The 12164-nt window shown below is 44.9% G+C and carries 10 protein-coding genes; 5 read left to right on the top strand and 5 right to left on the bottom strand.

The genetic code is table 11. The features are described from left to right. Position 1 precedes the first annotated feature (1 nt). The 5 genes from NHB35_RS08845 (at position 2) to NHB35_RS08825 (ending at position 4016) form a co-directional block, all read left to right on the top strand. Entirely contained in the window at positions 2 to 1606 is a 1605-nt protein-coding gene (locus tag NHB35_RS08845; protein ID WP_353432004.1) for a hypothetical protein, read from the top strand. Between the two features lie 47 nt (positions 1607 to 1653). After that, on the top strand, positions 1654 to 2283 hold the full coding sequence (gene flgA, locus NHB35_RS08840) for a flagellar basal body P-ring formation chaperone FlgA (protein WP_353432003.1): 630 nt from the start codon (positions 1654 to 1656) through the stop codon (positions 2281 to 2283). A 104-nt stretch (positions 2284 to 2387) separates the two neighbouring features. Continuing rightward, entirely contained in the window at positions 2388 to 2723 is a 336-nt protein-coding gene (locus NHB35_RS08835) for a flagellar biosynthesis anti-sigma factor FlgM (protein WP_353432002.1), read from the top strand. A 48-nt stretch (positions 2724 to 2771) separates the two neighbouring features. After that, entirely contained in the window at positions 2772 to 3185 is a 414-nt protein-coding gene (locus tag NHB35_RS08830; protein ID WP_353432001.1) for a hypothetical protein, read from the top strand. A 144-nt stretch (positions 3186 to 3329) separates the two neighbouring features. Beyond that, a complete protein-coding gene (locus NHB35_RS08825) occupies positions 3330 to 4016 on the top strand; it encodes a tetratricopeptide repeat protein (RefSeq protein ID WP_353432000.1) in 687 nt (228 codons plus the stop codon). A gap of 25 nt (positions 4017 to 4041) precedes the next feature. Here NHB35_RS08825 and NHB35_RS08820 read toward each other — a convergent pair whose 3' ends face one another. The 5 genes from NHB35_RS08820 to NHB35_RS08800 form a co-directional block, all read right to left on the bottom strand. After that, complete coding sequence (locus tag NHB35_RS08820) at positions 4042 to 4731, bottom strand: FliA/WhiG family RNA polymerase sigma factor (protein ID WP_353431999.1); 690 nt, start codon at positions 4729 to 4731, stop codon at positions 4042 to 4044. Between the two features lie 46 nt (positions 4732 to 4777). Next, complete coding sequence (locus NHB35_RS08815; protein WP_353431998.1) at positions 4778 to 5596, bottom strand: hypothetical protein; 819 nt, start codon at positions 5594 to 5596, stop codon at positions 4778 to 4780. Then, on the bottom strand, positions 5593 to 7242 hold the full coding sequence (gene flhF, locus NHB35_RS08810; protein ID WP_353431997.1) for a flagellar biosynthesis protein FlhF: 1650 nt from the start codon (positions 7240 to 7242) through the stop codon (positions 5593 to 5595). Before flhF ends, NHB35_RS08815 begins: the two co-directional genes overlap by 4 nt. 35 nt (positions 7243 to 7277) lie before the next feature. Continuing rightward, positions 7278 to 9368: a flagellar biosynthesis protein FlhA gene (gene flhA / locus NHB35_RS08805; protein ID WP_353431996.1), complete on the bottom strand. Its 2091-nt coding sequence runs from the start codon at positions 9366 to 9368 to the stop codon at positions 7278 to 7280. Between the two features lie 298 nt (positions 9369 to 9666). Beyond that, a complete protein-coding gene (locus NHB35_RS08800; RefSeq protein WP_353431995.1) occupies positions 9667 to 12063 on the bottom strand; it encodes a flagellin in 2397 nt (798 codons plus the stop codon). Positions 12064 to 12164: the final 101 nt, after the last annotated feature.

The following is a 12164-nucleotide window of genomic DNA, read 5'->3' as shown; positions in this document are numbered from 1 at the left end:
CATGGCCGAAGAAAAACCCCTATTCTTAGTAGATATAGATCGCGCTATTGAGGGCTTGCTGTCGGCTACGCCAAAAAATGAGGCTGAGCTACCAAAAGTCGAGGCAATTATTATGCATTGCATCGATCTGTCTAATGCGCTTGATGGTGCGGGATTGGAAGATCTCTCAGTTTTTGCTCAAGAGCTCGCTAATCAATTTAAAGAAAACTATAAACAGTCTCTACTCTTGGTAAATGACTTTATTGAATTAACAAATGCAGGGGTGGCTTTAATTCACCCCGCAGATGCATCTCGGGTAACCTTAAGCGACGCTGTATTGCAAGATGCGAAATCTAACTTTGTAAAAAAACTTGAGCAGTTAAAGGTGGGTGCGCCAATCTCCCTTGAGCCGATTGCCATCACCAGTGATTCCCTGAAGGCCGAGCCTGTTGCACCTGCTATAGAAGACATCGTATCCACGAGCCCTCCAGGCTCCAGTGAAAAAGCACCATCGATTGAAGATGTGGCTGAAGATGCATTTCCTAACCAAGAATTTTCATCTGAACTTTTTCGTGGTTTGCAGTCAAAGAGGGAAAGTGCTGAGAGCGTACGCGAAGAAAATGATGAGTCAACTTTGACGCATTCCACAACACCTGACCTTGATTCCTCAGTTTCCAGCGAACAGGCTCTCGACCAAACTTTAGATCGGGCTACCAGTCAATTGAGTCATCTATTTGCGCCGAGAAAAGAGTCTCCGCCGGTGGTATTCACACCACCAGAGCCCAAAGCATTTTCTTTACCAGAGAACTTAAGCAAGCCGATTGATCGCGATAGCGCTTTGGATTACTCCAGTAAGACTCGTTATTTAGATAGACATTACGCACTAGATCGCTCCAGCAACTTAAATCGTATGCAAAAAGCGCGCAGCTTGGTGGGACGGGCTGATAGCTGGAGTGGTGCAGAAGTGGATTTTTTGCTCAGTCGAGAGCAAGACGAATTAGTGCGAGCCGGTCAACAATCTCTGCGCCATATTTTCGAGAACTTAACTGATGAGTTATTGATCGATGAAGTGTATGCTGATCCAGAGATCGCGCAACAATTACTCACGATTTTGAGTATTTTGCCTCCGTGCCCCAGTATCTTTGCGGTTCAACAAGAGCTGATGATTTTTATCGACCTGGATCATGTAACGCTCTCAAACGAACATTTATTGGCAGTAAGCACCATGATGGCTGAGATAGGGGGATCTTTAGAGATCCACCATGACGGCATTCGTCTATCTTGCCCATCGAGTATGTTGCGGATGCCGATGGCTTTTTTCACTCGTCACGGCGAGCATTATGCTGTCTCAGCGATTCAGTATCTCGGCGAGGAGCCCCTGAATAAACCCGTGGATTCAAAGATCGATTTTTTAGGTGAAATCATTCATCCATCTAGAAACATTTTTGTGCGTGTTGGCAATCAGGATTATGTGATTCATGCGCATGAGTTTTTGGGGGTGCAAAATATGAACGTGCATCAGAATCTTCCATCTGCTTTGGAGCGCCCATATTGGATGGCAGGAGTTGCCCTAGACGGCGCCAATAATGTTTACTCATGGATCGCTTTAGACCGGTACTCTCGATAATGTATTGGCGGGTAATTTTTCTATTTGCCTATTTTTTAGGCACAAATGTGCAAGCAGCCCTAGCGCCTGATTTAGAAAGAGAAATTTTTCGCTATGTGCAATCAAGCCCTACAGTTAATGGCCTACGCGTACAACCAGAGCTAATGGATCCCAATATTACGGTTCCGGCATGTGCTGGGGGCGCTATTGAGATTAATGTCCAACCTGGGGCACGTATTTGGGGTAGGACAACTTTGCAACTGCGTTGTGCTAAAGCGGGGTGGATGGTCAATGTACCGTTCAATATTCGAGTATTTGGCAATTATGTGGTCGCAAGCCAATACCTTCCGGCTGGCCAAAAACTCGAGCCTGGCGATATTCGGGTGATTGAGGGTGAGCTCAGCGCTCTGCCAGACGATGTCCTTCGAACCCCCAGAAATGCATATGAAAGGGTATTAAGCCGCTCTTTACAAATGGGTTCTCCGGTTGGGCTAAACGATTTAAAAGAATCTTCCGTTATTAAGACAGGAGATCCTGTAAGGCTTGTTCTTAAGGGTAAAGATTTTGAAGTTTCAGGCGAGGGTGTGGCCCAAACAGCCGGCATGATTGGCGATATGGTTCGAGTGCGCTTAGCCGATGGTCAGGTCTTGCAGGGTCGGGTTTTAAGGCCGTCTGTAGTGGTGGTCACGCTTGAATGAGTTATGTAAAAACTGTAGTTTTGCATTACAGTAGTGGTAACCGAGGTCAGTCGTTGGATCTGTCCTTGGGGTAGTAAAATCGATGCAGTACAGAGGAGAGCAAGATGAAAGTAAATGAGAACGGAGTGTTGATTCCACCAAACTCAGGGGTTGGTAAGGCTAACCCAGGCTCGAACTCGACTTCTGTAAACCCCGGGGCAAATAAAGTTGTAAGCGATGCAGTCGCAGGTCCAGCAGTTAATTTGGATATCAGTTTGACTGCTAAATTAGCTGAAGTACAAAGCGATTCGAAGGCTAATAAGGTTACGGATGAAGCGTTAATTGAAAAATTGCGTAACCAAGTGGCTAATGGCGAATTTAAAATCGATTACAAAAAGATATCTCAGGCAATGCTCAAAGATGTTGTTGCCGCCATTGGTCAAAAGCCAAAACAAGCCTAAGCTAAGCTTGGGACTGTAGTGCTTTTTATTACCTTAATAATCTAATTTATGTCACAGCCAACCCCATCAATGTCATTTGATGGGATGCAAGTGTTTCTGCAAAAAATTGCTGATGCTGTCTCAGATTTACGTAGCGCACTAGAATCAAATGACATGGAGCGTTTACCTGCCGCATTGGATCAAACTAATGTTGCCTTAGATGCCATTAATCAGTACCCGGGCGGCGCTGAAAAACTGAAAGCGGATATCAATCAGTTTCCCGAAGACCAAAAGTACCGCTTAATGAGTTTGTTGGATGAGGCGTCGGTTAACCATCAAATTAATGGCGATCTGATTCGATTGGCGATGCAGCGTAGCGCTGCAATGCAGTCATTTATCGCCCAGCAGGCGCCTAGTGCCACGTATGATAGTGAGGGTGGAGTTCCAGGGTCGGTTGGTGGCGTGCTCTCTCGCAAGGTTTAGTGCCTTTAATTTTCTAGTAGCTGGCATTTCATCACCAGAAATTTTCAGTATTTTTAACGATAATAAAGATGCTCATTTAAGAGCAATAGCGCCATTTCGCCAGAATGGTTTTGATAGTTAATTATTTGCACTTATTCAGAAGTTATGCAATTTTTTGATAATGCTCGCTTAGATATTGCTCGGCAAAATCTCAATCGAGGTCGCTATCAAGCGGCTTTTGAGATCTTCTATGAGTTAGCTGTTCATGATTTGGATGAGGAAGCGCAATTTGCATTGACCAAAATGTGTTTTGATGGTCACTTGGATGCCGAGCAAATTGCCAAGCTATTCGAGTGGGTAAATGCTAATAGTAGCTTGGGCAATGGTTATGCGCACTTCAATGTTGCTCTGATGCATGAGCGAGGTATGGGCGGAATCAAGCAAGACTATAAAACTGCTATTGAGTATTACGAAAAAGCAATTAAAGAGGAAGTTATAGATGCCTATTGCAATCTAGGCAATATCTACGCGCTTGGGCTAGCTGAGGAGCAGGGTATTCCCCGTGATATATACAAAGGGATCAAGTATCTGGCAAAGGGTGCGGAAGAAGGTAGTCGGCAATCTGCTTATACCCTAGGGTGTTTATATGAAAAAGGGGAATATATTCCCCAAGACCACAGCAAAGCTTGCTATTACCTAGTCTTGGCTACTTTGGCTGGTCATGAACAAGCCCACCGAGTATTGATCATTTTTCAGCACACCAATAAGGATGACTTCAATAAGGAGTTTGATGAGGCTGAATTACAGTATGGAAAAATTCAGAATATGCGTAGGCTCTATAAGTGCCTATAAATAGATAGCAACAAGCATTGCAAAATTATATTTTGAGTTTGGCGCGAATGCGAATCATGCCTTGTGTATGAATTTGACTAATTCGCCCTGGGGTAATGTTCATTACTTGAGCAATTTCTCGATAGGATAGGTCTTCTTGGTAGTGCAGTGCGAATACTAACTGCTCGTTTTCTGGTAAACCCTCCAATATCGTGGCGATTCGCTCGGCCAGTTGACCCAGCGCTACTGCTCTCATGGGGTCCGATGAATCAGTGTCAGAGGGTAGCAGGTCATCTGATAGATCGTCGAGTGGCATCAAATGAACCATATTAGCCATGATGGCATGGTAGGCTTCGATCGTCATTTCTGCACCAGCTGCAATTTCCTTTTCCGAAGGATGACGACCTAAGTTTTGCTCCAATTTACGAGTGACTTTTTCAAGATCTTCCAGCTCATCGCGTTGATTGCGCGGCAAAATATCATTTTTTCGGCAGGCATCATAAATGGCCCCGCGAATTCGGGTTCGCGCGTACACCTCAAAATTCAGGTTTGCCTGTGGCTCATAACGGGTTAATGCATCTAGCAAGCCGGTAAGACCTTCTTGAATTAAATCATCGACCTCTACATTGGGGGGTAAGCGTGAACAGATTTGATGGGCAATACGTTTTACCAGCGGTAAATGTTCTTTGATGGCAAGATCAAGATCAACAGATTGTGTATAACTAGATGGCTTCAATCACTGCTCACGCAAAAAAACATCAATCGGAAAACTCAAAATAGGCTTAAGTAGTAATTTTGGCAGAAATTGCCTTAAAGAAACCATGGGGAAGGACAAATTCGTGAGTGGGGCCCTTACTTACCGGGTTAAAGCTCATATCATCAGGGTCAATTTCCACTCGTTGAGCAGTAACAGCACGAATCCATCCCAAAAATTCTATGGTTTGCTCAAGAGCTCTCTGTGCCGCTTCTTGTAGTTTTTCAAAGGCAGCAGCTCCTTCCGATTCGTCTTGACCGCCAACAATTAATACTGCCAATGGCTCATCGAGTTGCAGCTCCGCCATTTGGCGAATCATCACCATTGCCTTTTTAAGACAAGCCGCATCAGTGGAGGCAACAAGGATACGTTTGATATTGTTCCCATAGTAGGCCACGATGTTCGCTTGTGGATCGACGGTAGGGAAGATTACATAATCTATATCAAATTCATGCTTAACAAGTCGCGCGTCTAATTTGGGGTATTTCGCAAAACGACCAGTAATCTCTGGACGTAGCTTGACGCTCGTCGCATACCAAAGATTTTCTTCAATTTGTTTGATGCTCTTATGTAACTCTACAGAGTTCGAAAAAACCTGTCCAAGGTCATACCGAACTGGGTATAAAAAGCCCGACATGGTTTTACGATCAACCAAAGGCACCTCATCAACTAACAGCACTCGATGACCCATTTGCTTGATGCTATGAGCAGTACCATGACCTAGGTGAATAGTTGAATCAGGATCTAGAGTGCTTGCAATACATACGACGCGGCACAATTCTGAGCCAAAAATATCGCGTAATCCAGCGGCCTGATCAGTGCCGGTAACAGTGCTTGCCGTATTCATTGATTGACTTTACGAATCCAGTCACCTAAATGATCGGAGAGTAAGGCAGGCACCTGCTCGTCAGTTAACGAAAATGTCTCAGCAAAAGCGCGCATTGCCATCGCACGATGACTCAGATAGTTCACATCTGGCTGACTTAAATCCTCAGGAACACGCTGACCATTGGAGACAAACAAAATAGACAGGTCATGGCGAATCACGCTATCGATCACTGGTGCTAGGTGAGCCGCCTCATCGATTTTGGTAATGATGACAGAATCAAGTTTTTCGCCATTAGTGTTTTGCATCGCTTGATTATGTAGATTAATCACCTCTTCCTGAGTGCGTAAATCCGTTGTGGAGCTCATTACAAGAATGCGTCGCGCTTTACTGGAGCCGTGCTCAAGAAGATGTGATTGCTCAACCATCAGGGCGTCGCGCTGACTAACACCTGCGGTATCAAGCAAAATGATCTTGCGATTGGAAAAGTCTCTAATTTTGGTAGCAAGATCTTCGCTGTCGCGAACGGCGGTAACGGATAGACCCAAAATTTTTGCGAATGTTTTGAGTTGCTCTTGGGCGCCGATACGATAGGTGTCTGTGGTCAATAGCGCCACTTGATTGCGGCCGTAGCGCAGTACACAGCGTGCCGCTATTTTGGCAACAGTAGTGGTTTTGCCAACGCCGGTCGGGCCAATAAAGGCAAATACGCCTCCGCGGTCAAAAATGTCAAAGGCTTTCGATGTTTTAAGCATGCATTTGACTTGCTCGCGCGCATTTTTGAGAAGATGCAGTGTGCTTAAGTTCTCAGGAAGATTTTGAGCAATCTCTGAAACCAGTTTTGGTGAAAAGCCGCTATTGAGGAGGTGTTTTACTACCTCAGTAATGTGCGTGTTTTCTTGTTGAATATTGCCCCAAAAACTACCAGCTACATGAGACTGAAGGAGATTTTTAACTTCACTAATCTCGGATAAAAGTTTTTCAACTTTAGGGGAGCTTTCTGCTTGTGCAGCCGTTGTTGGAGTAGGCTCGTTTTTTATAGCGTTAGTGGTGGTGTTAGCAGTATCCACCCCGCTACCAGCAGCACGAACTTTTTGTGCTGCACTTTGGGCGGCGCTTTTGAGTGCATTCAGAGCCGCTGCCTCTTGGCTTGCCTTGGCATTAGCCGCAAGACTCGCTTTAAAGATGGCATCGTTAGTGGATGGGTTAATAACATTGGCTGAACCCCTGGGGATACGCTCAACATCATTAAACGAAGTTGGTAAAAAAGCTTCCGCACCTGGTGCTCTGATGGGGCGCTCGGCCCGCGCCGGGTTGCGACGTAAAACACCATTGGGGATATCAGTATGTATCCTCGGTTTTGCAGTATCAGCTGATGTTGTTGCTGGGCTTGGTATTGAACGCCGTGCAATGGCGTTAGCAAATTTATCAGAGAGGCCAGATTCTTTTAGAGATCGCTCTGAAAACGCATTTGCTTCGCCAAATTGTGGATCAAGTAATTCAGAGCGAGCAGATAGATTTGCTAAATCATTTGAAGTAATAGCCATGACTTCGACGCCTTGATCGGTATCTCGAGTTGAGAGCACCATGGCATCTGGACCCATCTCAGCGCGAATGAGCTTTAGAGCATCAGCGGTATTGGCTGCAATAAATTTTTGGGGGCCCATGGGTTAACTCCGGAACATTCTCTTTAATGGTGATTTTAGGGGTTTTTGCCCGTCTGGGAACAAAGAACCTTGTAAAAAGCCAGATTTGCAGTCGGCGGCAGCTCACTGAGAGCCAGAATAATCGCTTGGGGGCAAACCCTACGGGCAATTCGGGAGATGGTTGTCCTAGTTCGGGTGCCACTGACGATGACGGGGGGTAGGTTATCGTTTTCCATTTCCTGTATGCCTTTGATGACTTCTTCGCCAAACATACGGGCCAAAGAGGGTTCAATGAGGCCATCAGGAGCAATTGCACCGGCTCCAATCGATTGCTCGATCAGTCTTTCAAACTCAGGTTGAATGCCCAACACTTTGAAGTTGCTGCCATCACCTAAGCTATCTTGCACAATCGTTCTGCGTAATGCATACCGAATATGCGGCAGGATTTCGAGGGGGTCATTAAGCTTTCCTGCGTATTCGCTAGCAACTTCTAAGATAGTGCGCAAGTCTTTGATAGGCACATTTTCTTCTAGCAGCAATTGCAATATTCGCTGTAGTTGTGCAACCGTCACAATTTTGGGGATGACATCTTCAACGAGCTTTGGGTAACTCATCTTGAAGTGATCGAGTAAGTCCTGGGTTTCTTGACGACCTAAAAGCTCTGCAGCATGTTGGTGAATCAGGTGATCTAAGTGCGTAGTGATCACAACTGCTGGTTCAACTACGGTATAGCCTTTGGCAATAGCCTCATCGCGTTGACGGCGTTCAATCCATACAGCAGGCATGCCAAAGGTAGGATCTTTGACTTCAATGCCAGGAATTTTTTCAGTACCACTTTGTTGAATGGCTAGTAATCGATCTGGCAAACATTGGCCACGACCAATCTCAGCACCGTAGAGTAAGACGCGATAACTCTCAGCAGATAATTGCAAGTTATCGCGAATATGTACTGATGGAATTAAAAAGCCAACCTGCGTTACAAATTTGCGACGAATCGCCTTGATACGCTTGATTAAATCACTCTCGTCGCCTTTATCTACCAAAGGAATAAGTCGATAGGCTAGCTCTAAGCAGAGCGGCTCAACAATGGGTACATCCTTCCACTCGAGCTCTTCATTTGTAACGGGTTGAGCCGCAGCAATCTTGGCGGCCGCAGCTTCTTTTTGAATGCGCTGATGAGTTAAATACGCTAGGCCACCAAACAGGGCAGCAAAGGCCAAAAAGATAAAGTGGGGCATGCCAGGCAACACACCTAAGATGCCGAGAACAGCTGCAACTACCCCAAGCGCATTACTGTTGGCCTCAAATTGTTTTGAGACCTGACCAGAAAAATCATCCTCAGTGGCAACGCGGGTCACCAAAATACCGGCAGCCGTCGAAATCACTAGCGCCGGAATTTGTGCAACAAGACCATCGCCAATAGTGAGTGATGCAAAGGTGGAGAGCGCTTTGCCAAAATCCATGCCGTGTTGCAAGACGCCAATCAACAGACCGCCAATTAGGTTGATGACCAGAATCATGATGCCAGCCATAGCATCGCCACGCACAAACTTTGAAGCACCGTCCATTGAGCCAAAGAAGTCTGCTTCTTGTGCTACATCAGCGCGTCGCGCCTTGGCTTCGTCTTGTTGAATCAGGCCCGCATTGAGGTCTGCATCAATTGCCATCTGCTTACCAGGCATGGAGTCCAAGGCGAAGCGGGCAGAAACCTCGGCAACGCGACCAGAACCCTTGGTGATCACCACAAAGTTAATAATGGTGATCACAATAAAGATCACGATACCTACCGCAAAGTTGCCTCCAATTAAAAACACGCCAAAGGCCTCAATCACCTTACCGGCCGCATCAGTTCCTTTGTAACCATCTAATAAAACGATACGAGTTGAAGCAACGTTTAGCGATAGACGAAGTAGGGTGGTAAGCAGTAAAACCGTTGGAAAGGCAACGAAGTCTTTGAAGCTTTTAATATTGATCGCCGTAAACAGGACGATGATCGATAAGGCGATATTGAATGTAAAGAGTATGTCGAGAATGACGGCTGGTAAAGGCACCAGCATCATGATCAAAACCAGCAGAACCAGAATCGGGATGGCGCCTTGTGCCGAAGGACTCGGCAGCTTAGAGGTGTCAAAACCCAGAATTTTCATGCGTATAGGTCTTTTGCCCGATAAATGATTAAAAACTAGTCAAAATTGCCAAAAACAAGCTCAATATAGTTAGCGCTCATTCACAAGAGACGAAATTCACCATATCTAGTGGTCCGCGCCAAAAACAACCCTAAATATACTTGATTTCATTGAGAAAAACACCAAAAATGGCAAATTTTGCCTATGTTTGCCTAAAAAGGTGGCAAAAAATTCCTAAAGCATTGATGAATATAGGTTTTTATCCAATCACTCAAGAAAAATGGCCCCAAGGGGCCATTAGATTTGTTGTGCAGCAAGCTTATTTTGACTTAATGTCGTCCCAGAGGCCTATCATGGTCTTAATTGGATTGGCCAGCGAATTTGCCTGCGTTACCATTTGCGAGGCAACCCTTTGCTGTAACTGGCTTTTTGCAAACTGTGCTGTTTCTGCTCCAATATCTGCATCCACAAGATCGGATTTTGATTTATCAAGATTTTGGCCTTGAGATCTTAAGTTGGTATTGATAAATGCAACGCGGTTAATCTGAGCGCCAATAATCCCGCGCTCATAAGATAGGTAATCCAGCGCCTTATCCGATTGATCTTGAAGAAAATCAAACGCGGCATGCCAGTCGGCGGTACTTGTATTTGCGGTGAAGTTCTCCATGGCAGTTATTTTTTGATCCACTGCAACAAGGTTGGAGTTATTTCTAGGCAATGGTGGCAGTGCGTCGCCAACTACGATATTGGCAGTTGCCGCTCCATCCCATGCTTGTCGACCTGTGCCTACGTTTAGAATTAATCCGGTAGTGGCATCAGTAAATGTATTGGTCGATTCAGTTAATCTTCTCGTGGTTCCACCATTAGTAATGGTTAATGTTGCATCCCGAGCTGGGTCGATGCCAACTACGGAATTCATGATCTGAATATTTGAAGTGTAGTTGGCATTCCATGTTGCTGAACTATATGCATAACTGGATGAACTAGGTTGATCGCGCGTTCCAAGATACCAAGCATATGAGGAATAGTTTGGATCATAGTAAATGCTATATGGATTAGCATAGGGATAATACGAGACGTATGCTGGGTTCGGCGAAAGCTCGGTGGTACCAGTTATGCCCCCACTTGTTCTGGTTGTAGTGGTCAAATAATTCGAGTAACTTGAGCTTAAGTAAGCTGCTTGTGACGAGTTGTAGCTCAAGTAGGTTGAATTATTGCCTTCATAGGCAGATATTCCGCCAGTCGTGGTAATTGGACTTGCCGAATAAGGATCAGAAACAGTATATGTAAAGCTCGTAGTGAGTTTTCCGTCCGCAGCAAGACTGACATTTCCATAAATTTTAGTATTGGTTAGAAAATTATTGGCAACTACTAAATTCATGTTGGTAAATGAGACGGCATTATCAGCACCAGTTTGTCCGCCATTAATCTTGATAGCATAATCACCAGTGCTACGCTGATACAGGCGTGCCGAGATGTTGTTGTCATTAAGGCTATTTATCCATGATGTGAAGGTATCTACGTTGACGTTTGATCCGCTCAAAACTGGAACTGCTCCAGAGGTTGTAACTCCTCCAACAACCTTATCTCCATTGGCTTTATAGGTTCGGTTGCCAACTGTTAATGTAAATCCAGAGTTAATGCCGACGGTGCTTGGTGATGCGTTTCCAGTACCGCTGTTACTAAATCCAACAAGTTCGAATTCTGAGGCAGCAGCAGACTGGTTGACTGTAATTGCGTAACTACCTTTTACGGTTTCAGCAGAAGCAAGTACTTGTATGGCACCTGTATTGGTGTTTGATATTCCGTTTTGATTTAAATTCTCGCCAAGTACCGCATCTGGGGCGGCAACTGTGGTGAGGTTGATTGGTCTAAAGGATATAAGCGATCTATTAGTGCCATCCGTTCCAAAATTGAGTCGAACCGCTTCATCAACAATAATAGGTTTAAAAATATTGTTTAGATTGTGGGCAATTTCTTCGCCGCTATCAGTTAGTCCGTTAACGCCAATAGTTGTGCTTCGTAAGTTAATGCTAATCCCAAACGCGCTAAAGTCAAGAGTTTGGTTATAGGTGCTGCCCCTTGCACCGGTCGGGGTTGCAACGGTAACGGTTTGATTTCCAAGGGTGTTATCATTCAGATCTGTTTTCGTCAGAGTAAGTTCAGCGCCTATATTTGAGAATTTATAAATTCCTGGCCGAGCACCACTGACATCAATACTGGATGCAACAGTAGAATCTAAAACCCCGACGTTTACCGAACCTACTTGCAATCCAGAGCCGCCATTAAGTACACCATAATTCGTTAAAAGACCATTTCCATTCATTTTGGTTCGGTCGATAACGTGATCAATTTCATCATTTAGTGCGGAAAGTTCTTTGACGATGCTTATCTTTTGCGACCCATTAAGGCTGTCATTGCGACCTTGTATAGCAAGTTCATTAATTCTCAAGAACATATCCTGCAATGAAGAAAGGCCTGTATCGGCGATTTGCATTAAGTTGGTCGCATTATTTAAATTACTAACTGATTGATTTATTGAAAGAATTTGACTAACCATGCTCTGTGAGATAGCTAGGGATGCGGCATCATCTTGGGCGCTATTAACCCTTTTTCCCGTAGATAAATGGGTAATGGTCTCTGTAAGCGTTTTTTGGGTTTCAGCAAGATTTTGCTGAGCATAAAGTGAGCTTATATTTGTATTGATCGTAACCATGGCCGTCTCTAAGCGAATTATTGGTTAACTTCATACGGACAATTTTGATTATTCGTTTAGTGGGGGCGCCGGATTATGACCAAGATCTAGGCCTTGACAGC

This window comes from Polynucleobacter sp. MWH-UH23A, from assembly GCF_040409805.1.
GTDB lineage: Bacteria > Pseudomonadota > Gammaproteobacteria > Burkholderiales > Burkholderiaceae > Polynucleobacter.
The sequence above is the reverse complement of the archived record's forward strand: the minus strand, read 5'-3'. Positions and strand labels throughout refer to the sequence as shown.

What these genes read in the sequence shown, in the direction of transcription:
- NHB35_RS08845 (WP_353432004.1), top strand. Translation starts at nt 2, where the DNA reads ATGGCCGAAGAAAAACCCCTATTCTTAGTAGATATAGATCGCGCTATT.
- NHB35_RS08835 (WP_353432002.1), top strand. Translation starts at nt 2,388, where the DNA reads ATGAAAGTAAATGAGAACGGAGTGTTGATTCCACCAAACTCAGGGGTT.
- NHB35_RS08830 (WP_353432001.1), top strand. Translation starts at nt 2,772, where the DNA reads ATGTCACAGCCAACCCCATCAATGTCATTTGATGGGATGCAAGTGTTT.
- NHB35_RS08825 (WP_353432000.1), top strand. Translation starts at nt 3,330, where the DNA reads ATGCAATTTTTTGATAATGCTCGCTTAGATATTGCTCGGCAAAATCTC.
- NHB35_RS08815 (WP_353431998.1), bottom strand. Translation starts at nt 5,596, where the DNA reads ATGAATACGGCAAGCACTGTTACCGGCACTGATCAGGCCGCTGGATTA.
- flhF (WP_353431997.1), bottom strand. Translation starts at nt 7,242, where the DNA reads ATGGGCCCCCAAAAATTTATTGCAGCCAATACCGCTGATGCTCTAAAG.
- flhA (WP_353431996.1), bottom strand. Translation starts at nt 9,368, where the DNA reads ATGAAAATTCTGGGTTTTGACACCTCTAAGCTGCCGAGTCCTTCGGCA.
- NHB35_RS08800 (WP_353431995.1), bottom strand. Translation starts at nt 12,063, where the DNA reads ATGGTTACGATCAATACAAATATAAGCTCACTTTATGCTCAGCAAAAT.